At 57.1% G+C, this 20,372-nt stretch carries 21 protein-coding genes; 10 read left to right on the top strand and 11 right to left on the bottom strand.

What is annotated here, in order from left to right; genetic code table 11:
* Positions 1 to 8 precede the first annotated feature (8 nt).
* A complete protein-coding gene (locus CIP100161_RS00835; protein ID WP_155871214.1) occupies positions 9 to 557 on the bottom strand; it encodes a hypothetical protein in 549 nt (182 codons plus the stop codon).
* Positions 554 to 988, bottom strand: coding sequence for a hypothetical protein (locus tag CIP100161_RS00830; RefSeq protein ID WP_155874488.1), 435 nt, complete (start codon positions 986 to 988; stop codon positions 554 to 556). The genes CIP100161_RS00835 and CIP100161_RS00830 overlap by 4 nt, the downstream gene beginning before the upstream one ends.
* A gap of 28 nt (positions 989 to 1,016) precedes the next feature.
* On the opposite strand from CIP100161_RS00830, the gene CIP100161_RS00825 reads away from it, so the two are divergent.
* From CIP100161_RS00825 to CIP100161_RS00800, 6 genes are all read left to right on the top strand, one after another.
* Positions 1,017 to 1,265 (top strand): hypothetical protein, encoded by a 249-nt coding sequence (locus CIP100161_RS00825; protein ID WP_155871213.1) that lies wholly within the window; start codon positions 1,017 to 1,019, stop codon positions 1,263 to 1,265.
* 116 nt (positions 1,266 to 1,381) lie between these two features.
* Positions 1,382 to 2,848: an FAD-binding oxidoreductase gene (locus CIP100161_RS00820; RefSeq protein WP_155871212.1), complete on the top strand. Its 1,467-nt coding sequence runs from the start codon at positions 1,382 to 1,384 to the stop codon at positions 2,846 to 2,848.
* A 19-nt stretch (positions 2,849 to 2,867) separates the two neighbouring features.
* Positions 2,868 to 3,629: a decaprenylphospho-beta-D-erythro-pentofuranosid-2-ulose 2-reductase gene (locus CIP100161_RS00815; protein WP_155871211.1), complete on the top strand. Its 762-nt coding sequence runs from the start codon at positions 2,868 to 2,870 to the stop codon at positions 3,627 to 3,629.
* 195 nt (positions 3,630 to 3,824) lie between these two features.
* Positions 3,825 to 5,825, top strand: a complete 2,001-nt coding sequence (locus CIP100161_RS00810; RefSeq protein WP_155874487.1) for a galactan 5-O-arabinofuranosyltransferase — start codon at positions 3,825 to 3,827, stop codon at positions 5,823 to 5,825.
* Positions 5,818 to 9,225, top strand: a complete 3,408-nt coding sequence (locus CIP100161_RS00805) for an arabinosyltransferase domain-containing protein (protein WP_155871210.1) — start codon at positions 5,818 to 5,820, stop codon at positions 9,223 to 9,225. Before CIP100161_RS00810 ends, CIP100161_RS00805 begins: the two co-directional genes overlap by 8 nt.
* Positions 9,226 to 9,494: 269 nt before the next feature.
* Positions 9,495 to 9,932, top strand: coding sequence for a hypothetical protein (locus CIP100161_RS00800; RefSeq protein WP_155871209.1), 438 nt, complete (start codon positions 9,495 to 9,497; stop codon positions 9,930 to 9,932).
* A gap of 19 nt (positions 9,933 to 9,951) precedes the next feature.
* Here CIP100161_RS00800 and CIP100161_RS00795 read toward each other — a convergent pair whose 3' ends face one another.
* Genes CIP100161_RS00795 through CIP100161_RS00785 form a run of 3 tightly spaced genes read right to left on the bottom strand, consistent with a single transcriptional unit; the run spans position 9,952 to position 12,399 of the window.
* A complete protein-coding gene (locus CIP100161_RS00795) occupies positions 9,952 to 10,860 on the bottom strand; it encodes an ABC transporter substrate-binding protein (protein ID WP_155871208.1) in 909 nt (302 codons plus the stop codon).
* A complete protein-coding gene (locus tag CIP100161_RS00790) occupies positions 10,850 to 11,770 on the bottom strand; it encodes a PrsW family intramembrane metalloprotease (RefSeq protein ID WP_155871207.1) in 921 nt (306 codons plus the stop codon). Before CIP100161_RS00790 ends, CIP100161_RS00795 begins: the two co-directional genes overlap by 11 nt.
* Complete coding sequence (locus tag CIP100161_RS00785) at positions 11,767 to 12,399, bottom strand: hypothetical protein (protein WP_155871206.1); 633 nt, start codon at positions 12,397 to 12,399, stop codon at positions 11,767 to 11,769. The genes CIP100161_RS00790 and CIP100161_RS00785 overlap by 4 nt, the downstream gene beginning before the upstream one ends.
* 43 nt (positions 12,400 to 12,442) lie before the next feature.
* On the opposite strand from CIP100161_RS00785, the gene CIP100161_RS00780 reads away from it, so the two are divergent.
* Positions 12,443 to 14,437, top strand: coding sequence for a M13 family metallopeptidase (locus CIP100161_RS00780; RefSeq protein WP_155874486.1), 1,995 nt, complete (start codon positions 12,443 to 12,445; stop codon positions 14,435 to 14,437).
* 7 nt (positions 14,438 to 14,444) lie between these two features.
* Here the strand turns inward: CIP100161_RS00780 and CIP100161_RS00775 are convergent, their stop codons facing one another.
* Positions 14,445 to 15,071 (bottom strand): CG0192 family protein, encoded by a 627-nt coding sequence (locus CIP100161_RS00775; RefSeq protein WP_155871205.1) that lies wholly within the window; start codon positions 15,069 to 15,071, stop codon positions 14,445 to 14,447.
* Positions 15,072 to 15,210: 139 nt separating this feature from the next.
* On the opposite strand from CIP100161_RS00775, the gene CIP100161_RS00770 reads away from it, so the two are divergent.
* Positions 15,211 to 16,131, top strand: coding sequence for an alpha/beta hydrolase (locus tag CIP100161_RS00770; RefSeq protein ID WP_155871204.1), 921 nt, complete (start codon positions 15,211 to 15,213; stop codon positions 16,129 to 16,131).
* A gap of 9 nt (positions 16,132 to 16,140) precedes the next feature.
* Here the strand turns inward: CIP100161_RS00770 and CIP100161_RS00765 are convergent, their stop codons facing one another.
* The 4 genes from CIP100161_RS00765 to relB all read right to left on the bottom strand — a co-directional run bounded on the left by CIP100161_RS00765 (position 16,141) and on the right by relB (position 18,025).
* Complete coding sequence (locus CIP100161_RS00765) at positions 16,141 to 16,446, bottom strand: MGMT family protein (protein ID WP_155871203.1); 306 nt, start codon at positions 16,444 to 16,446, stop codon at positions 16,141 to 16,143.
* Between the two features lie 5 nt (positions 16,447 to 16,451).
* Positions 16,452 to 17,276 carry a VOC family protein gene (locus CIP100161_RS00760; protein WP_155871202.1) on the bottom strand — a complete coding sequence of 275 codons (825 nt, stop codon included), beginning with the start codon at positions 17,274 to 17,276 and terminating at the stop codon, positions 16,452 to 16,454.
* A complete protein-coding gene (locus CIP100161_RS00755; RefSeq protein WP_155871201.1) occupies positions 17,276 to 17,569 on the bottom strand; it encodes an RNA-binding S4 domain-containing protein in 294 nt (97 codons plus the stop codon). The genes CIP100161_RS00760 and CIP100161_RS00755 overlap by 1 nt, the downstream gene beginning before the upstream one ends.
* A gap of 270 nt (positions 17,570 to 17,839) precedes the next feature.
* Positions 17,840 to 18,025 carry a type II toxin-antitoxin system RelB family antitoxin gene (gene relB / locus CIP100161_RS00750; protein WP_166443131.1) on the bottom strand — a complete coding sequence of 62 codons (186 nt, stop codon included), beginning with the start codon at positions 18,023 to 18,025 and terminating at the stop codon, positions 17,840 to 17,842.
* A 439-nt stretch (positions 18,026 to 18,464) separates the two neighbouring features.
* Here relB and CIP100161_RS11995 point away from each other — a divergent pair, with 439 nt between their 5' ends.
* Both CIP100161_RS11995 and CIP100161_RS12475 read left to right on the top strand, forming a co-directional pair.
* Positions 18,465 to 18,668 (top strand): hypothetical protein, encoded by a 204-nt coding sequence (locus CIP100161_RS11995; RefSeq protein WP_232053027.1) that lies wholly within the window; start codon positions 18,465 to 18,467, stop codon positions 18,666 to 18,668.
* 743 nt (positions 18,669 to 19,411) lie between these two features.
* Positions 19,412 to 19,666: a DUF2188 domain-containing protein gene (locus tag CIP100161_RS12475; RefSeq protein WP_121431673.1), complete on the top strand. Its 255-nt coding sequence runs from the start codon at positions 19,412 to 19,414 to the stop codon at positions 19,664 to 19,666.
* A 180-nt stretch (positions 19,667 to 19,846) separates the two neighbouring features.
* Here CIP100161_RS12475 and CIP100161_RS00735 read toward each other — a convergent pair whose 3' ends face one another.
* Complete coding sequence (locus CIP100161_RS00735) at positions 19,847 to 20,311, bottom strand: hypothetical protein (RefSeq protein WP_155871200.1); 465 nt, start codon at positions 20,309 to 20,311, stop codon at positions 19,847 to 19,849.
* Positions 20,312 to 20,372: the final 61 nt, after the last annotated feature.

The following is a 20,372-nucleotide window of genomic DNA, read 5'->3' as shown; positions in this document are numbered from 1 at the left end:
CGGGAATCTTACCGTGTAGGCAGCAAATGCAACGGAAGCGACCGCGCCGAAGACCCCAGCGCGTCTTTAAGGTAAGCGCGACTGCGGCGCTGTTGTTCAATATCAAGCCATGTTTGCATCCACGCTGCGACCGCGCTGGCAGCGGACCACGCGGTCTCTGCTTGGGGCTCGCCGTGGTAAGCGGCGCGGAAATCCTCGGGACTAATAGCGGGCAGAGTGCTAAAGCGCGGGGCGACAAGCTTGGGATTGTCTTTCTTAGCCGAGGCGATCACCGATTTGATCTCGCCTAGCCCTGCTTCTACTGCTGCGCGCACATCGTCGAGGGAAATCACGGGGATCCCAGCGGGAACTAGCTCTGCGGCCGCAGGGGTCAGCGGCAACGCCCATGTGTTAGTAAGCAGAGAGCTCAGGTTATCAACCCCATGACTTTCCGCTGGCCCGAGCACCCACGCACCGGACATGAGGCTAGCGGGGTAGTCGGGCGAGGTGTGCACATGCCACATGACCACGGTGGGGTCTTCGACAGTATCCGATACCACGTCGATAACGCTGATCATGACTTTGTTACTTCCGCATAAGCCAAGATTGCAGCAAGGACACCGAGCACAGTGTGTGGGGCGCACACGCCGCGACGACGCAGCCAGCCGGTGACCACGGCGGTGAGTTTGGCGTCGATACGCTGCACGAACAAGAGGGTTGCAACGGCGAGGAACAGCCCCCAGGTGGCTGCGGGTCCGAACTGGGCGCCGTCGATAAGCTCGCGGGCAACAACGTCAAGGTCGTTCGTGGGGTCCTCGTCTTGCTTGTTCACATACGCCACCACACCAACGCCAGCGCCCGCAATAAGGGTGTTGAGCAGCCAACGCACAGCTTTGTTAGAAACATAATCCGGCAAAGCGGTGATCAGGCCAATAGACAGCGCAGCTGAAAGGCGGCGAATACGTGCTTGGTTCGTCATAGAACACACACTAGCGAACCCCCATGACATGCACCCCCATTCACAGTAAAGTGGCAGCATGTTCGGTTTTTTTCGCAAGTCCCAACCCGTACCCCGACCCAAAGAGGCCACAAGCGACACCATCGCCACGCAGCACACCTCAGCGCCATTAAGCAACGACATGATGCTGCTCATGGCCGAAGAAATCCCCATGCTCGACAGCAACTCGCGAGTGCGCGTCTACGAAATCCTCGAGCATTACGACGGCCCCACCATCTGCTCCCAAGAGGAACTACCACGCGAAATCCGCGAAATGATGGACTTATAACGTAGCGTTCCCTCCCAAAAATGTTTGTTCCCACATCAGAACGTGAGAAAAACCACCCGCTCGGGCACGCCCAGTCATAGTCACATGTCGCGTGAAGCGAGTACCGTTGTAAAACGATGACGACCGACAAGGGCACGTCCAGCACCGCAGCTTCGAACGGTGCCTCCGGAGCCCTCTACACAGAAGCCAAGAAACTCACAGGTTGGGGCCGTACCGCACCAACCACCGCCGAGGTTCTGTCCACCCCAGATCTCGACGTAATCGTTGAAGCAGTCCGCCAAGTGGCTGAGCAGAATGATTCCAAACCAGCGCACCTCAAGCGCGGTGTCATCGCTCGTGGCATGGGACGCTCCTACGGTGACCCCGCCCAAAACTCCGGTGGCCTCGTCGTAGACATGCAAGCTCTGAACAAGATTCACTCCATCGACCCAGAATCGGCAATTGTCGACGTCGACGGCGGCGTGACCTTGGACCAGCTCATGAAGGCCGCACTGCCTTATGGCCTGTGGGTTCCAGTTTTGCCAGGCACCCGCCAGGTAACCATCGGCGGCGCAATCGGCCCCGACATCCACGGCAAGAACCACCACTCCGCAGGCTCCTTCGGCGACCACGTTGCCTCTATGGAACTACTCGTTGCCGACGGCCGCATTCTCCACCTTGAGCCAGAAGGCTCCGCAGACGACCCCACCGGCGAACTGTTCTGGGCCACCGTCGGCGGCATGGGACTGACCGGCATCATCGTGCGCGCACGCATCCGCATGACCAAGACGGAAACCGCGTACTTCATTGCCGACGGCGACCTGACCGCCAACCTCGACGAGACCATCGAGTTCCACTCCGACGGCTCCGAGCACAACTACACTTACTCGTCTGCATGGTTCGACGCCATCTCCCCTGAGCCAAAGCTCGGCCGCGCCGCAATCTCCCGCGGTTCGTTGGCCACCCTGGCACAGCTGGAAGAGATCGCACCGAAGCTGGCTAAGGATCCGCTGAAGTTCAACGCACCACAGCTGGTCACTGTGCCGGATATCTTCCCAAGCTTCACCATGAATAAGCTCTCCATGATCGCCATCGGCGAGCTGTGGTGGCTCAAGTCCGGCACCTACAAGAACAAGGTGCAAAACCTCACGCAGTTCTACCAGCCACTGGACCTGATCGGCGAGTGGAACCGCGGCTACGGCTCCAAGGGCTTCTTGCAGTATCAGTTCGTGGTGCCACGCGAAGCAGTCGAGCCATTCAAGGACATTGTCAAGGACATTCAGAAGTCCGGCCACTACTCCGCATTGAACGTGTTCAAGCTGTTCGGTGAGGGTAACAAGGCACCATTGTCCTACCCAATGCCTGGTTGGAACGTCTGCGTTGACTTCCCCATCAAGCCTGGTCTTGGCGCATTCTTGGATGATCTGGATAAGCGCGTGATGGAATTCGGTGGCCGCCTGTATTTGGCTAAGGAATCCCGTACCTCTGCGGAGAACTTCCACAAGATGTACCCAGGTATGGAAGGCTGGTTAAAGACCCGCAACGCTATCGACCCCACGGGTGTCTTTGCGTCCGATATGTCCCGCCGCCTCGAGCTGCACTAAAAGAAAGGACTACTTCCTCATGCTGAATGCAGTAGGCCAAGCACAAAATATTCTTCTGTTGGGCGGCACGTCCGAGATCGGTCTTTCCATCGTCGCCGAGTTTTTGGCCAAGGGCCCAGCTCATGTCACGTTGGCAGCGCGTAAGGACTCCCCGCGTATCGACGCAGCCGTCGCTCAGATGAAGGCTGCTGGTGCCTCGGAGGTCGACGTGATCGACTTTGATGCCACCGACTTTGACGAGCACGCTGAGGTTATCGACCTCGCATGGGCTCAAGGCGATGTGGATCTCGCCATCGTGGCCTTTGGCACCCTAGGTGACCAAGAGCAGCTCTGGCAGGACCAGAAGGCTGCTGTCGCCTCGGCACAGACCAACTACACCGCACCAGTGTCGGTCGGTGTGCTCCTAGGCGAGAAGTTCAAGGAGCAGGGTCACGGTACCATCGTGGCACTGTCCTCCGTTGCTGGCCAGCGCGTGCGTCGCTCCAACTTTGTCTATGGTGCCTCCAAGGCAGGCATGGACGGCTTCTACGTCAACCTCGGTGAGGCTCTGCGCCCATCCGGCGCCAACGTTGTGGTTGTGCGCCCAGGCCAGGTGCGCACCAAGATGTCCGCCGATGCGGGCGAAGCACCACTGACTGTTAACAAAGAGGATGTAGCTAAGGCTACGTTCGACGCTGTGCTCAACCGCAAGAGTGTCATCTTTGTTCACCCACTGTTCGAGTACGTCTCCTTGGCGTTCAAGTTCATCCCGCAGGCAATCTTCCGCAAGCTGCCCTTCTAGTTTGTAGGTTGTCTCACATCACTTTGTGGTGCTCCTTGTGACCGGAAAAGTACTCCGATCTGGTCATAAGGGGCACCATTTTTTTGCGTTTACAGGTCGGCGCTGCTTGCCATGTCAAGACCATGTGCCAAACTGTTATCTATGACTGAATCTGCCCCGAGTAAACATGCCTCCCCTTCAGGGGGTTCTTCGCAGGTGCGTGCGCAAAGGAATACCACCCAGGGAGAGGCTTCAGACTCAGAGCTCACATCCGTGGTGATGTACGCCCCGGATCAGCTCTCTGCAAAAGCTACCCTAATTGCCATTGTGGCCACGATCTTTGGTAGCTCCATCTGTACTTTGGGCTTGTGGTATCTCCTCAAGGTGATCAAACTGCCACCGTTTGGTGGTTCGCAGGTCACCAAGGCGGGCGCTACCGCGGGTATCTTCCTTACCCTGCTAGTAACCTGCATTTTTGTGCTGTGGTGGATGTCAGATGACAAGAGGGGCACCACGCGGCCACGCTGGCGCACGTGGATCACCTATGCGGTTACTCATATGGCACCGGCCGGTTTGGTCATGGCAGCCATTGGTGTGCCGATCTCTCCAAGCCGCCTGTACTTGGAAGGCATTACGGTTGACCAGGGCTTCCGCACCCAGTTCCTTACCCGTCTGACGGCCACGCAGGGTCTACCGGATATGAACTATGCCGATCTTCCGGCGTATTACCCAGGTGCGTGGTTCTGGTTAGGTGCGCGGTTTGCGCAGCTTATTGGGTTCCCAGGATGGGCGATCTATCAGCCGTGGGCATTGTTAACCATTGCGGTGACTGGCTGTGTGTTGGTACCTGTGTGGCAGCGATTGGTGGGCAGCTTACCTGTTGCTACGGCAATTGCGCTGGTTACTACTGCAATCGCTTTGACGTTGTGCGCTTTTGAGCCTTATGCCTGTGTGATTGCAATGGGCATTCCTGCAGCACTGGTGATGGGTCGTCGTGCGCTATCAGGCCAGAAGCTCGCCACTGTGGGTGTTGTGGTGTACTTGGGCGCTTCCGCATCCACATACACCTTGTACACTGCAGTGATTGCACTCAGCTTGGTCACGGTTGCGGGTCTATTCTTCGCGTTCGTGATTCGTTCGTGGCGGCCGATTCTTCAGATCGTCATTATCGGCGTGTCCTCGATGGCTATCGCCTCGATTGTGTGGGGACCATACTTGTGGCTGCGGTTTACCGGCCATTACGAGGGCGTTGCGACGGCCTCTCACTTCCTCCCACCTGAGGGCACCGTGGTGCCACTGCCAATGTTTGCCACCAGCTTCGTTGGCGTGCTGTGCCTTATCGGCTTGATCTACCTGATCATGCGTGTGATGGATCCCGATGTGTGCGCTATGGGCGTCGGCTTGGCCGTGATGTACCTGTGGGTTATCGCCTCAATGTCTGTTGCGTTGAGCGGAACCACGTTGTTGGGCTTCCGTCTGGATTCGGTTATCACCATCATTCTAGGTACCGCTGGCGTGCTGGGCCTTGCTGAGCTGCGCTTGGTGACGGTGCACCGCTTCTACCCTGTGCAGTTTTCTACGAGCTTGTCCACGCGTATCAACGTGATCTGCGTGGTGGTCTTGGCACTGGCAGGTATTCAGTACGCACAGGCAATTCCAGATCGGAATGCTCATGCTATCGAGTTGGCTTACACCAATACCGATGGCGACGGTCACCGTGCTGACTTCTTGCCACCGGATGCTACGCAGTACTACGCGGAAGTAGATCGTGTGATCCAAGAAAAGACCGGCAAGCCCGCGGCAGACACCGTGGTGCTGACCGACGAGTTCAACTTCCTCACTTACTACCCATACCTCGGTTTCCAGGCATTTACCTCGCACTACGCTAATCCGCTGGGCGAGTTTGAAAAGCGCAATGCAGTCATTGAGAATTGGGCGTCGCAAAGCTGGGATTCTTTGAAAAATCCTCAAGACTTTGATCGTGCGGTATCGAATGTGCCATGGCGTAGCCCCGACGCATTCGTGCTGCGTGCTGATTCCACAGGTTCCTCAGATTCGAAGGACGGCTGGAACTTTAACTTGGCTATCGACATCTTCCCCAGCAACCCCAACGTGTGGTTCAAGGGCGTTCGCTTTAACCCCGAGGTATTTCAAGGAGAAAATAGCCCATGGTCTGTCACTCAAGTAGGACCGTTCGTGGTGGTGACACATGAGTAAACCTATGAACACTAACCTCACCGGCATAAAATGGGCAGCGATCCTTTCTGGCGTGATCGGCTTCGCGCTGTTCATCATCACACCACTCATGCCAATCAACCAAGTGCAGTCGAGTGTGTCGTGGCCACAAAACGGCTCACTCAACAGTGTGAGTGCTCCGCTGATGAGCTACACACCGGTGTCTTTCGATGCCAAGATCCCAGTGGGAAGCGTCGATAAGCTGCGCAAAGACCAAGACCTTATCTTGGGCACCCTGCCCGCCACCAGCGAAGACGCTGGCGCTCGCGGCCTCTTCGTGCGCGCTAACAACGACGGCCTGCAAATCACCTCCCACGGCGAGCTAGTCCTCGACCTGAGCAAACGCGAACTCGCCCAACTGCCTGCCGACGCCACCATCGCGATCTCCTCGACCGAGGACGAAACAACCGCCAGCATCGAAGGCGACGACTCCACCACCGAAACCGTGGAACGCGACGTCCGCCCCATCATTATGGGCATCTACACCGAGCTGGAAAGCAACGCCGCAACTGACCTCCTCAACGCCGGACTCAACGCCCACGTAGAGATCAACTCGCGTTTTACCTCCTCCCCAACGCTGGCCAAGTATGTCTCCATGTGGCTCGGCGGCCTCATGCTGCTGATCTCCCTGATCTCCCTCGGCATGCTGGATCGACGCGACGGCGCAAAAGACATCCGATTCCTCAACAAGGGCTTCTTCCGTCCACGGCCACTCGACGCCATCGTGGGTGCCATCCTGCTGTTCTGGTACTTCATCGGCGCTAACACCTCAGACGACGGCTTCATCCTCACCATGGCCAGGGCCTCCTCGGCTTCCGACTACATGGCCAACTACTACCGCTGGTTCGGCGTGCCAGAATCCCCCTTCGGCGCCCCCTACTACGACCTGCTCGGCCTCATGGCCAAGGTGTCCACCGCCTCCATCTGGATGCGCTTGCCATCACTGATCTCCGCCATCGTGATCTGGCTCGTCCTCTCCCGCGAGGTACTGCCCCGCCTTGGCGAAAAAATCGCACAGCGCCGTGTCGCACAATGGACCACAGCCTTTGTGTTCCTTTCCTTCTGGCTGGCCTACAACAACGGCCTGCGCCCAGAACCCATCATTGCCGCCGGCACGCTACTGACCTGGTTGTCCTTCGAGGTAGCAATCGCCACCCAACGCCTCTTACCAGCAGCAATCGGCACAATGCTGGCAGCGTTTACCCTCGCCTGCGGCCCCACCGGCCTCATGGCAGTCACCGCTGTGCTGGCAGGCCTGTCCTACCTCATCCGCATCGTCTACCGTCGCCTGCCATACCTGAACACGGGGGCGTCGAAACGCTCCATCGCAGTGAGCGTGATGGCCATGGTCGCACCATTCATGGCCGCCGGCACCGCCGTGTTTATCGCGGTGTTCGGCGACCAAACGCTACGCAACGTGCTGGAATCCATCCACGTGCGTGGCGACAAAGGCCCAGCCCTAAGCTGGTACAACGAACTCGTGCGCTACCAAGTGCTCATGATGCAAACAGTCGACGGCTCCTTTGCCCGCCGCGTCGGAGTCTTTTTCACCTTCGTCGCTGCAGTACTCGTCGGCGCCACCATCTTGCGCCAAGGCAAAGTACCAGGCACCAACAAAGGCCCGGTCATGCGCCTCATGCTCGTCATGATAGGCACCCTGTTCTTCATGATGTTCACCCCCACCAAGTGGACACACCACTTCGGTGTGTGGGCCGGAATCGCCGCAGCTCTCGCAGGTGTGGGTGCCGTGGCACTATCGCACATCGCACTACGCTCCCCACGTGCACGTATCCTGCTCACCGGCGGTATCCTCTTCATGTTTGCCTTCGCCCTCGCAGGCCCTAACGGCTGGTGGTACACCTCCAGCTACTCCATCCCGTGGTGGGATAAAACCATCCAATTCCACGGGATCGAAGCCTCGACGGTCATGTTGTTGATCTCGCTGGTCGTCATGGCCGCCGGTGTGCTCGTGTCCTTCCGCAAAGACGTAGCCGAGGAGCAAGCCGAAGCACGCGGTGAAGACCCCACAATGGTCAACCGACCATTCCGCAAGCAGCACTTCGAGGGCCTTGCCGCTGCCCCCATCGCCATCCTGAGTATCTTCGCAGTCGCGTTCTCCCTAGTCTCTTTGACCAAGGGATTTATCGACCAATACCCGAACTACTCCGTCGGTTTAGGCAACCTCCGCGCGCTCAAAGGCGACACTTGCAACCTCGCCAACGATGTCCTCGTAGAAACCAACACCAACGAGTCCTTCCTCACGCCACTCACCGGCACCCTAGGCGACTCCCTTACTAACGACGACGTCCGCGGCTTCGACCCGAACCGCATCTCACCGTGGGCATTTACCCCAGAAAACCGGCCGGAAGCACTCGGCGCAGCCAACAGCACCGACGACGGCTCTGACAGTGCAGACGGTGCAACAAACACCACTGATTCCGCTGACTCTGCAGCGAAAGCTGACGCAACCTCCGATAACAAAGAAGAAGCAGCGAAGAAGAAAGAAACCCACCGCGTCGACCAAGGCGTGAACGGTTCTCACTCCCGACTGCCATTCAACTTGGACTACCGCACCGTTCCCGTACTGGGATCGTGGACAGACGGCAAACAAGAAATCGCTGAGGCAACCTCTAGCTGGTTCAAGCTGCCAGAAACCACCGACAACACCCCGCTGGTTGTTGTCTCCGCCGCAGGATCCATCAAGCACAAAGATGTCAACGGCATTGTGGAAAACGGCCAAAAGATCGTGCTGGAATACGGCCGCAGCAACGCTGGTGGCTCCTCCGGCAAGGCAGAAAAACTCGGCGAGCTCGACCTGCTCGACAGCGGTATCGACTCCACTTGGCGCAACCTGCGACTCCCACTGAGCGACATCCCCGATGACGCCGACGTGATCCGCATCCACGCCAAGGACACCAGCCTCGACCCCGACGAGTGGATCGCCTTTACCCCACCACGCGTGCCCACCATGGACACCTTGGCCAACCAATTCCCTGTTTCTACCCCAGGCCTGCTGGACTGGGCGGTACCGCTGCAATTCCCGTGCCAGCGCACCTTCAACCACTATGCAGGTGTGGCAGAAATCCCTGAGTACCGCATTTCTGCGGATGCCAAGGGCAAGCAAAGCGGTATGAACTTCCAGGACTTCGCTGGCGGTGGCGTCACCGGCATTGCTGAGACAATCAACTCCAGCTACGAGTTACCGAGCTACTCCAAGAACGACTGGGTTCGCGACTGGGGATCCATCAAGGTGTACAAGCTGCGTACCAACTCCAAGGGCGAAGCTCCTGATATAGCCATAGTGGACACCGAAACGATCACTCGATCTGGGCTGTGGTACCCAGGCCGGATGAACATTGATACGAAGGTGACTAAGAACTAGCCAGCCTTTGCGTCACAAGTGAGTAGTTCGTGCCAAAACTTTTTCGCCTCCGCAGCGTTTCCGCAGGTCGGAGATATAAGAAAAGATTTAATTTGGCACGAACTACTCACTTGTCTTATCCCCACCCCTTTTTGGCAGCCAACCCCTTAGCCCTTTACAGGTAATCCACAGCTTGCCGACGCATGCTAATGAGCATCTGCATCACAGGGCGTTTTTTGCTCCGTGATACGCGCTCGAGGTAAAGCGAGATTCTCCAAGGAGGTGTGCCGATGCGAAAGCTAACTATGGTCGGGATTACTGCAGCTGTGGTGGGCGCCAGCGTGATCGCCGGGGTATCGGGAATGACGTCGCGCAATGCGGAGCGCATCACTGCGGCTAGCTTGATCTCTACGTCTTCTGAGGTAAGCAGGGCACCCGCAAATGGAATCATCTCACAACCTGGCACCTACAGGGTGGGTAATCAGGCGATTCGTGTCACCACAACGGAGCCGGTCATGCTTATTTTGTGTAGCCCAGAAGTTGCGTCTATTTCTGCATCGGGGCCGCTGGGGCTGTCGTTAGACGAGGATGTTCGTTTGGGTTCTCTGCAGACCACGGGGGACGTGACGTTGGTAGGCCGTGGCGATTTGTACATCGCTGAGACGTTTAACGCTGCTCATGTGGCTACGCAAAAAGGGCAGCTAGTCACGCATGGTGTGCCACGCTAGCTGCCCCTATTTTTCGGTGTTATAGGTGTTGTTTGATCCAGTCTTTGGCGATCACGGAGCTGGGTAGTTGCTCGTTGACGGAGCGGGCGTTGAGTTCGCGGAGCTGCTCGGTTGTCAGCGTGGCATTGATTTTGTTGAGTACGGCTGCAGCGCCGAGGGGGACATCGTCGTGTGCGATGGTGACCACGTGGGAGGCTAGGAATTGGCCTTTGGGGTCTTCGAGGGTGGTCAGGTGGTTCGTGCTTATCGACGGGTCCGCACTGTAGATGATGGCCATCTGAATGGAGTTGTCGCGCAGTGCTTTGACGGTTAGCGGTCCGCCAGAATCCTCAATAGGAGTAAAGCCGACGGACACACCATAGGTTTTTTCTAGCCCTTTGGGGCCGTTGGGGCGATCTTGGGCCTCAGAGTTGGCACCGAGTGTGAGGGGTTGTTTTTTAGCGGCTTCGGCAAGGTCGGCGATGGACTTTACGTGGTATTTTTTGGCGAATTCCTCGGTGACCACATAGGAATCTTGATCGGTGGCCGCTGATTGATCAAGGGCTACAAGATGCTCAGGCAGTGCTTCTTTGAGTTGCTGATACACCTCTGTTTTCTCGCGGGCTTCAGTGTCTGGTTTCCAGTGTTGAAGAAGTGGGCCAGTGTATTCGGGGAAGACGTCGATACGCCCCGATTTGATCTCATCGACGTAGACCTCACGTTGCCCGATACGGAACTGACGGTCCACGGTGTACCCCTTGGCTTCGAGCGCTTGGGAGTAGATTTCCGCGATGATTTCGTTGGAGTAGTAGTCCTGCGACCCCACCACAATGGTGTCGGAGTTGCGGTGGCTGCCGCCTTCGATCGATTCGATGGAACCGCAGGAGGAAAGCGCAAGGGTCCCCGCGGTGACGGTGGCTGCGATAATCGTGGTGATGTTAAGACGCATGAGGCTGGCTTTCTTCAGAGGTAAGGGCGAGCTTGCGATGGTGGAGTTCGGCAATAGTCGTGATGGGGCGCTTCATGCGGACCACCCCGAGATCGTTTTTGGCTTGTCGGTGGCACCGCAACCAGAGCCAGACCATCAGTGGGTAGAGAATGAGCGCCACGATGATAACGTTGGCGATTTGCTTGACGTAGCTATCAAACTGCAGATTCCAGGTGAAGTGGAGGCAGAAGGCAACACCGAGGGCGAAGAGTCCCACGAGGAAGCGCTGGAGGGTGTCCCAACCGTAGCGGAATACCGCTAGGCCGATTCCGTAGCCGGCAATGGCGGTAAAGGCGACGTGGAGACCTGGTCCTGCGATGCTGCGAATGCCCCACGAGTACAGTGCGCCGGTGATGTCCGTGTTGGGGTCGCTCATCGCTCCGAGCACGCCGTAGCTGATGTTTTCAAAGACCTCGAACCCCAATCCGATCATGGCTCCGGTAACAAAACCGTGCCAAGGGCGAGTCAGTTTGGAGAAGGTAAACAAGATGAGCAGCACGCCGAGAGACTTCGCGATCTCTTCGGGGTAAGCGCCGGCGAATGAGGCGGAGACGGCTTCCCACCCTAACTTGTCGGTGAGATCCGTAAACGGGGCCGCAGACAACATGACGATACAGAAGGAGGCACCGGCACCCCAGCCGATGCACGCGAAGTACCACTTCCAGCCGGCGGTGGGCCACATGGGTGAGAAGAAAAATAGTGCGGTGCCTACGGCGAAATAGACGAGGCCGAAGAGGACACCAAGGAATGCCGCGATCGGAGAGGCGAAGAAGTTAGCGAAGGTGAAAAACGCTATGACTGGTATAGAGATACCGATGAGGGTCCACAGCACCCAAGAGATGGATGCGGGTTGTGCTCGTTGGGTGCTCATGTGTGTGCGTCCCCCTTGTGGGCTTTATCGAACCCTTTGGTGAGTTCTTCTAGGGTCATCGGTTCGTGCTCGCCACCAGCGATGCGGGCTTCTTCAGCACGGAGGTTGTTAAACACCAGCTCGGCGTAGCTATCAAATTCGGGCCCGTCGACAAGCACGAATAGGGTGCCGGTGTGCTCAACGTCGTCGCCGGGTCGCTCTAGGCTCAGGCCGATCTGATTGGGGATCTCAGGGCTGCTGATAATGCGCACGCCACCCTTGTGCAAGATGGGGACATCGTCGCCGGGGTCGATCATGGAATTGAGCCGCATCATGCGTCGTAACGTCGTGTCTTGATCTTTACTGCCCCACACCACCATGGAGGTCAGTGTTGCACCTCCACAATCCCAGGTGGGGGTGAGCAAATCCGACATGGATTCTTCACATTGCAGCCGGGAAGAATCGTCTTTGAACATGGACATTTCCCACCTGTCCTGCTCGGAGCCTAGGGAAACATTCACGGTCTTAGCGTCCACGTCTGGGGTCACCAAGTTAAGAAGCGCCGGAAGCACAAGAACAGCGATCACTGCTACGCCAAGCAGGCTCCATGTCTTGGCTGTCACCGCCGGCCGGAATTGATAATGCGACATAAAATACAACCTACTAGGTCATCGTGACATGCGGTTACCCCCAATGTCGGATAACCTCACTAGAGTGGTGCGCATGAATGATAATCAGCACCGTTTTGCCCTGTCAGACCTCTACCGTTTTGTTAATGGCCCGTGGTTGGACTCTCATGTGATTCCAGACGACCGCGGCGTGGATGGTACTTTCCATGGCCTGCGGGATCGCGCGGAAGAAGATGTGCACACGATCGTGGCGGATTCTGCTGATTCGCTGGCCGGAAAGTTGTATGCCTCGTTCATGGATACCGAGGGCATCGAGTCGGCGGGCGTGGCAGCTCTTGAGAAGGATCTCGCACTGATCGATGTTGCTACCGTGCCGGAGTTCGTTCAGGCCTTGGGCGCGTTGGACCGCGTGGGCGTGGGCGGACCTGTGGGGTTCTGGGTAGAAAAGGATTCCGCTGGTGACGAGTCCGTGGCTTATATCATGCAGTCCGGTATCACGTTGCCGGATGAGGCCTACTACCGCGAAGAGGCCCATGCGCAGACGCGTGAGGCTTATCAAAAGCACGTGGAAAAGATGTTGGGTTTCCTTGCACCGGAGCAACTGGGCACCACGCCTATCGACGCTGCCGCGCGGATCCTCGCACTAGAGACGGATATCGCCGCCGCCCATTGGGATGTGGTGCAGCGTCGTGATGCTGTAAAGACCTTCAATCCCACTGAGATGGCTGAGCTTCCGCCGCAGGTAGCAGCCCTGTTGCGTGCCGCTGGCCTGCCAGAGCATCGTGTTATTTCCATGATGCCTTCCTACTTTGAGGCTCTAGAGTCCTTGCTAACGCCTCAGCGTCTTGATGACTGGAAACTGCTGACCACGTGGCGCATCCTGCATTCTCGTGCCGGTGTTCTCACCCCTGAGATTTCTCGCGCCGACTTCGAGTTCTTTGGCACTACGCTTTCGGGTGCTACGCAGCAGCGTGATCGTTGGAAGCGTGCACTGGGGTTGGCGGAGTCCTTTGTGGGTGAAGAAATCGGTGCACTATTTGTTGAGCGTCACTTCCCCGAGTCCTCTAAGAAAGACATGCTTTCGCTGGTCAGCTACCTTATCGAGGCCTACCGTGAGCGCATCAGCGGGTTGTCGTGGATGACGCCTGAAACCCGCGAGCGCGCGTTGGACAAGCTGGACAAGTTCAATGCCAAGATCGGCTATCCAGATTCTTGGCGCAGCTACGCCGGCTTGGAGTTTAGCGCCAAGGGCACAGACCTCCTTGATAATGTTCGCGCTGGTTCTGCCTTTGCTCACGACTATGAGTTGAACAAAATTGGGCGGTTGGCGGATCGCAACGAGTGGGTTACCACCCCGCAAACCGTCAATGCGTTTTATAATCCCGTGGTCAATGACATCACCTTCCCTGCGGCTATCCTGCGAGCACCGTTCTATTCGCCTGATGCCGATGCGGCTGAAAACTTTGGTGCTATCGGCGCGGTGATTGGCCATGAGATCGGCCACGGCTTTGACGACCAAGGTTCGCAATACGACGGCCACGGCAACCTGCAGTCGTGGTGGACCGATGAGGACCGTGCTGCTTTCAGCGCGCTAACGGATCGTCTGGTTGAGCAGTTCGAGGGCTTGGTTCCGAGTGTGCTGGCGGACAACAACCCCAGCGGCGCGGGTGTTAATGGCCGGTTTACTTTGGGCGAAAACATTGGTGACCTCGGCGGATTGAGCATCGCAGTCATCGCTTATCGACGCTACCTCGCCGACCACGGCCTCGACTTCGATTCCACCCCGCTGGCCGCTTTCCATGCAGAAGATGCCGACCCAGAACTGGAAAAGACCCAGTTCACTGGCCTACAGCGTTTGTTCCTCGCATGGGCACGCGTGTGGCGCACGGCGATTCGTCCAGAGCTAGCAGCACAGTACCTCGCCATTGATCCGCACTCCCCTGCCGAGTTCCGTTGCAATGTGATCGCCGGAAACATCGCCGAGTTCTACCAAGCCTTCGACGTGGCGGAGGACTCCCCCATGTGGATCGCCCCAGAAAAGCGAGTCACTATCTGGTAGCCCTTGGTTAAATATCGTGCCAGCTCAGCTCCGCTGCGATGAGAACGGTTTCAGGGGACATCACCACAGAGCCGTTCAATCGCATGGGCGAGATGTTATGCCCTAGACGTGGGGAGTTCTCTGGCACGAGCAGATGCGGAACTCGCAGGACAAAGCCGCGGAGGGTGCCGTCGATACGCACGTAGCCCACCGCGCGCTGCCGTGTGGCCTCGAGAATGCGTACTTCGCCGATCTCGAGGCCCTCCTCACGGTTGCCGCTGCCGCGCACGTCGAGGACCGACACTTTGCCGTCGGAACGCTGCGCGCCGTTGTCGGCCTCCAAGATCACCCGAATGTACTCGCGTACCGCCACCGGATCGCCCATGGCGTTGCTCACGTAGCGGGTGCCTAGCACCGAGTGGTCCATGGTGGTCAATGTGTGTTCCGCATCAAATTCGGCGCTGCGATACGTCACCGGCATCTGAACAAGCCGGCGGTCGAGATCGAAACCAATCAGCGACTCGATACCTACCTGACCATCGGGGTCCACAAAGCGGTAGGAACCAATGTGCTCAAAATAGCCCAACCATTGCTCAGCGACCTCGCGCTTGGTGGGCTTAAGAACTGCGTTTTCGATAATAGAGATACCGCTCATGCTCCGCACTAACCCTTTCACGCTACGGACACATCCTTGTGACCATTATGTTTTTATTGTTTCTACACCTTTTGTTGAGAAGGTGGCGCAGTAATGCCCTGCAGCGGGGGTGATCCCCAACACGCGTAGGATGAAAATCATGACGGATACATCGAACATCAGCCCAGAAGAGCGCCGCGAGCGTGAAGAATTCCTTATCGGCGGCCACGATCGCATCCTTACCCCCGAGCAGCAACTAGAGCAGCTCTCCACCTATATCGCCGCCCACTATGAGGCACCTGCGAAGAACCCACCGTGGTCGGATAACCCCAGCGATAAGGAGGCCATCGACACTTTCGACGCCCGCCTCCCCGACCGAATCACCCACGCCTGCATGCTCATGCTCGGCTCCGCCCTCGACCACACCATGCCAGGTGTCGCCTTTATCGACGGCGTGACCACCGAAGATGTCCCCGAACTTGGCGGGCAGATCATCCGCCCCGACAACCCGACCGGCGCCTGGGCCATCTCCTTACACCCCGGCGGCTGGTGGAAAGGCTCCGGCGTAGCACTCGACAACGCGTGGCGCCCCGAGGTTGCTGCCGTAGCCAACCTCTCCGGTGTTACTTTCTTGGACCTGGATTATCCGCTGGTGCCTGAGCACACCTTGGAACAGGTCATCGCAACGGTCACCACGGCTGCCCAGTGGGTGCGTGACAATCAGCAGCCCACCGCGCTGTTTGCCTGGGGATACTCCTCCGGTGGCACACTGACCACCTTGACGCATTCGCTTTGGGATGCTCAGGCTTTAACTTTCCCGCACCTTGATCTCACGGGGCTACCCCCTGAGGTTGTTGGCGAGGTCAGCTTCCCTGACCCCAACCAGTTCCCACCAACGCTTATGCAGGTAGCTAGCAACGATGCCATCGCGGGGCATTACCCATGGGCCGAGGAGCCGGAGCAGGTCAGGGTGCTGGAATACGTCTCTGAGCATCGGGTTTCTACCCCAGAGGTGGCTCGCCAGCGGGTGCGCGACGTGGCGGAATTTCTTGCACATCAGGCAGCGCAACACAGCGCGTAGATTCACCGGTTAGGGCTGATAGTAGCACTGGGCGAGATCCACACGACTTCCATTGTGCGCGATCTTTTCGCGGTTCCAGTGCTCGACCGCGCGGTCGGCGACCGCCAGGGTGCCGTCGGCACGCACGACGCGCCACCATGTGGTCAGCGCACCGTATCGACGCATAATGCTGCCCACGTGGCGGGCACCGCACCCCACGCGGCGTGCCACGTCACCATAGGTGGTGACTTTCCCGCTGGGGATGGCATCAACATCAGCTAGAACCCGCTCAGTGAGATCGCTGAGCGGGACGTGCTGCGAGCAATCAGTGCCCATGGCGGCTAGAGGCCGAATTGGCTGAGGTCAATGCCTTCTAGCGGATCAGACTCGTTACCTTCTTCTACAGGTTCAGGTGCTTCACACAGGGTGACAGTGGCACCGGTGGAGTCTGCGATGATCGCCATGCGACCGAATTCGGTGTCCCATGGTTCGCGGATAACACTGCCGCCGTATTCCACGGTCGCTGCGACGGCAGCGTCTACCTCAGCAACGCCGAGGTAGCTTTGCCAGAAGCTTGGTACTTGGGATGGGAATTGGCCTTCGGCGTTGAAGATTCCTGCGATAGCTCCGCCATCTACTTGGGCGGTGGTGTATTCGAAGGAGCCGTCGGTGTCCATGGTGGCTGTTGCCCAGCCGAAAAGTGCTGGGTAGAACTCTACTGCCTTGGTGTAGTTCGTGGTGGCGGTGAGCTCATGCCACACTGGTGTGCCAGGTTCACCGGCCGCAATGAAGGCATCTTCACCGGCGGGTTGGATCAGGCCGAAGAGGCCACCGGCATTGTCGACGACCAATGCCATGAGCCCCAAGCGGACTTCCATGGGGTCAGCGAGTACCCGACCGCCTAGTTTTTCTACTTCTGCACAGTCAGCGGCGATGTTGTCCGTCATGAAGTAGGTGACCCAGGTATCGGGCTGCTGGTGGTTTTCTGGGCGTTTGATAAAACCTGCTACTGGCAGGCCTTGTACGCGGGCGAGGTGGTAGTCGGCACCAAATTCTTCGATTTCCCAGCCCAGTACGTGGGAGTAGAAATAGGTGGATTTACGCAGGTCGCTGGTGGTCAGGTCGATCCAGTAGGGCATGCCTGGTTCGGCTTGGAATGCGGGCATTACATGTTCCTCCAGACTTCTGGATCGAAGTCATCGTTGGCGGTCTTCTCATCAAAGTAGTCGTCATCATCCTCAGCACCTGCGACTACGCGGGCGCAGACGGTGCCGATGCAGACCACGTCGCCGTCGCGAAGCGTCTTGCCACGTCGGGTATCCACGGCACCGTTGACGGTGACGCGCCCCTCAGCGATGACTTCTTTTGCGGCGCCGCCGGTTTCTACGAGGTTGGCGAGCTTAATAAACTGACCGAGTTTGATTTCTTGATCACGAATCGTGACATCCTGCGCTTGCATGCCCATCAGTCTAACCGGTGCGGCTGCTTATGGCCTCGGCCCCCTCAAGCCAACAATCTACAACCCCCGCCTCTGTCGCGTGATGGAAAACGGTGGACCCGACGGAGGCGAGGACCAAAGGGGTTAGTCGTAGACCTTCGAGCGGTGCCCAACGTCAACCACAACGACGACAACATGCGCGTTTACAATGTCAGCAAACCCGACTTATTGGCTGCTAATGCCTTACCTCGTAACCTCGGGTTCTCAAAGGCGCCAACCTCCCGCAGAAACTTACTCGCGCTCCAGCTGACTCAACGGCACAGTTCCCAACTCCCCGCGACGAACCTGAGCAGCCTCCTCCTCCAAGCGATACACATACTCCAGATCAGCCAGATGTGCACTCAACGCTTCCCGAAGATAAAACGAACCCGGCCGCCCCGTACGTCGCGACAGCCACTCAAGCAGCCGACGAGCCACCCCAAAGTGATGGCCAAAGCACGCGAACTACTACGTAACCGGCACCCGTGTGCCGAATCCGCCTAACTGAGGTTCCCAAGGTGTCCGCTAGCTCCTCGGATGAGGGGTCGGCACCCCCTGGGTTCTGGCCTCCAAGATGGCCATTTTCACCTTTGAAGAGAGCAGCTCGCCTTGCTTTCGCGGGCAGTGGCGCTTCCAGCGCCCCCGAGAGGTGTGCTGAGTTATCTGAGCGTGGCCTACCGGCCAGTAACCTAGTTTCTGGAGGAATCAATCAAGCTAGGTAGATCATCTGAGGAGGATGTCATGAAAGAGCATCTACACCCATCTTTGGTGAGGCTGTACGGTGGTGCGTCTGATGATGACGCCTTTCTTTACCTCGATGAGTCGTACTCGGTGCCTGACGAATACGAGAGCGGGGTCCTTTTATATCTTGGCAGCAGTGAAGCTTAGCTATGGGGATCTTGAGGGAACCCGCAAGACTCTTCGCGATATTTCGGAGAAGGATTATTGGCACACAACAGATGAACTCCGCACCTCTGAAAGTCAGTACCGTACCGTCGAGATGCTGAAGCAGCTCGACTCCTGGGGAGACAAGCACCTTGTTTCCGTTGGAATTCCCCTGCAGTCTGGGGGGAGACCTTGAGCAGGCTAGGGGAGATTGCTTAAGGTCTCTGGTAGAGCACATCTACGGGAGCACACGCGATAATCCTCCGGCAGGGCTCATCTTCGAAAAGCGATTAAGACGAGTTGACGATAATCGGGATCGGCGTCTGGTTAGGAGGCTCAGGCAGGAGGGCATCTTTCCTCGTGAGGTAGGCGTAGCTTGGGTTAGCCCATCCGATGAGCAGCTTCTATGGGCTCCGGATATAACTTGTATGGCCTACCGACGTCAGATTACGCACAAGGGCAGAAACGAAACCGGGGACTACTTAGAGCCGCACTCTACGATTATCTATGCAGCTCCCCAGAAGAAATAAAATGGCCCGCACCTGCCAGTAGCTACAGTGCGGGCCGAGTTGATGTTCATCTTTCAACGAAGATCAACTCCACACCCTTGAGGATAGCGTTCTGTTTTAGGAAGGGCAACCCCAACCTTTTCCGTGTTCTCGTCAAGAGCTGGTTGGCAGTTGTTACTTCCCCCTCGTGACTTCTTTCTATGTCGACACAGAATCATCCTATCTTCATTAGCATCGTGTTGCTTAACCGCTGATGCATCGACTTCTGACAAGGGGCGCCCAGTGTATTGGGAATAGTTGATGGCTGCTGATCGGCTCATTTTGTGGAAAAGGTTGATTGTCAATCGTTCGGGATTATGCGCCGACCCACTTTAGCACTAGAACATACATTTGCATTGTGGTCGAATGGCTGTGTAGAGAGTTAGTAAGTATGGTTCCTGAGGAGGGCGAAGTGTCCGGTAAGAATGTTCATCAGTCATGGGATAGTGAGCGTCAGCAGTGGAAGGTAGGGAGAGAGGGTGCTTCTCGAGCCTCTGGCTATCGAGATACGGAATCTGAGGCGCGAAAGTGGAGCCAAAAGCTCGCTAAGGATAGTGGTAGCGAGTGGATAAAGCATCGTAAAGACGATGGGCGTATACACCAGCGCAATTCATATGGTGACGATCCCTTCCCTCCTAGAGGGTAATCGATATAGTTAAGGTGCAAGGGGGGCTGTCGTTCCCATTTCAGACGATCTGGGATGTTTTATTATGTTTGATGATGCACTTGGAGTTTCATGAAGCCGGATCCGTTCGAAAATCGCTCGGAGAAACACTCGAACGTGAAGGGACTATAAAATATCCTCGCGTGCACGCGGTTATGCAAGCTAAGCGAGTATGGCTTCCTCCAAGAACTCCTCACGGCTCCAATATGCGGGGTCAAACCATCCAATTGTTTCACCCACCTCAATAGCTACAAAAAGATCGGGAAGCAAAACATAGGAGTCCCGTTTTACTACTTTGAGCCCCTTATCTTCCAATGCTCGCGCGACCCGCTCAAGACTAGTCGCCCAACCTTCACCGGGCTGACAGTTAAGGTCTACGCCGTAAAAGGTATCCGTAATCGGTAAGTCCATGTACTTCATCTCAACCGTGATACAGATACCATCCTCGACGCAGCATACGATCTTCCGGCCAGGGTCACCGGGCTCTAAGGCCTCGATATCAACCCATCCTTCAAACTCCTCCGCATAGGTATCAGCACCCAATTCAGACCGATAACACGCCTCGGTAGCCTGAGCAACCGTCATACCGGGTTTGACTGGCAAAGGGCAGGAACTTTCAATCTTCATTTTCTGTGTCTTCTTTTTCGTTGGTTGTTTCATCCATCAGGTTTTGGCGATCCTGTCGCGT

The sequence above is a fragment of the Corynebacterium rouxii genome (assembly GCF_902702935.1).
GTDB lineage: Bacteria > Actinomycetota > Actinomycetes > Mycobacteriales > Mycobacteriaceae > Corynebacterium > Corynebacterium rouxii.
Note: the sequence above shows the minus strand (reverse complement) of the source record. Positions and strands in the feature narration are given on the sequence as shown.

Excerpts from the sequence above, each read along its gene's own strand:
- CIP100161_RS00835 (WP_155871214.1), bottom strand. The coding sequence starts at position 557 with ATGATCAGCGTTATCGACGTGGTATCGGATACTGTCGAAGACCCCACC.
- CIP100161_RS00830 (WP_155874488.1), bottom strand. The coding sequence starts at position 988 with ATGTCATGGGGGTTCGCTAGTGTGTGTTCTATGACGAACCAAGCACGT.
- CIP100161_RS00825 (WP_155871213.1), top strand. The coding sequence starts at position 1,017 with ATGTTCGGTTTTTTTCGCAAGTCCCAACCCGTACCCCGACCCAAAGAG.
- CIP100161_RS00820 (WP_155871212.1), top strand. The coding sequence starts at position 1,382 with ATGACGACCGACAAGGGCACGTCCAGCACCGCAGCTTCGAACGGTGCC.
- CIP100161_RS00815 (WP_155871211.1), top strand. The coding sequence starts at position 2,868 with ATGCTGAATGCAGTAGGCCAAGCACAAAATATTCTTCTGTTGGGCGGC.
- CIP100161_RS00805 (WP_155871210.1), top strand. The coding sequence starts at position 5,818 with ATGAGTAAACCTATGAACACTAACCTCACCGGCATAAAATGGGCAGCG.
- CIP100161_RS00800 (WP_155871209.1), top strand. The coding sequence starts at position 9,495 with ATGCGAAAGCTAACTATGGTCGGGATTACTGCAGCTGTGGTGGGCGCC.
- CIP100161_RS00795 (WP_155871208.1), bottom strand. The coding sequence starts at position 10,860 with ATGCGTCTTAACATCACCACGATTATCGCAGCCACCGTCACCGCGGGG.
- CIP100161_RS00790 (WP_155871207.1), bottom strand. The coding sequence starts at position 11,770 with ATGAGCACCCAACGAGCACAACCCGCATCCATCTCTTGGGTGCTGTGG.
- CIP100161_RS00785 (WP_155871206.1), bottom strand. The coding sequence starts at position 12,399 with ATGTCGCATTATCAATTCCGGCCGGCGGTGACAGCCAAGACATGGAGC.
- CIP100161_RS00780 (WP_155874486.1), top strand. The coding sequence starts at position 12,443 with ATGTCGGATAACCTCACTAGAGTGGTGCGCATGAATGATAATCAGCAC.
- CIP100161_RS00775 (WP_155871205.1), bottom strand. The coding sequence starts at position 15,071 with ATGAGCGGTATCTCTATTATCGAAAACGCAGTTCTTAAGCCCACCAAG.
- CIP100161_RS00770 (WP_155871204.1), top strand. The coding sequence starts at position 15,211 with ATGACGGATACATCGAACATCAGCCCAGAAGAGCGCCGCGAGCGTGAA.
- CIP100161_RS00765 (WP_155871203.1), bottom strand. The coding sequence starts at position 16,446 with ATGGGCACTGATTGCTCGCAGCACGTCCCGCTCAGCGATCTCACTGAG.
- CIP100161_RS00760 (WP_155871202.1), bottom strand. The coding sequence starts at position 17,276 with ATGCCCGCATTCCAAGCCGAACCAGGCATGCCCTACTGGATCGACCTG.
- CIP100161_RS00755 (WP_155871201.1), bottom strand. The coding sequence starts at position 17,569 with ATGCAAGCGCAGGATGTCACGATTCGTGATCAAGAAATCAAACTCGGT.
- CIP100161_RS12475 (WP_121431673.1), top strand. The coding sequence starts at position 19,412 with ATGGTTCCTGAGGAGGGCGAAGTGTCCGGTAAGAATGTTCATCAGTCA.
- CIP100161_RS00735 (WP_155871200.1), bottom strand. The coding sequence starts at position 20,311 with ATGAAGATTGAAAGTTCCTGCCCTTTGCCAGTCAAACCCGGTATGACG.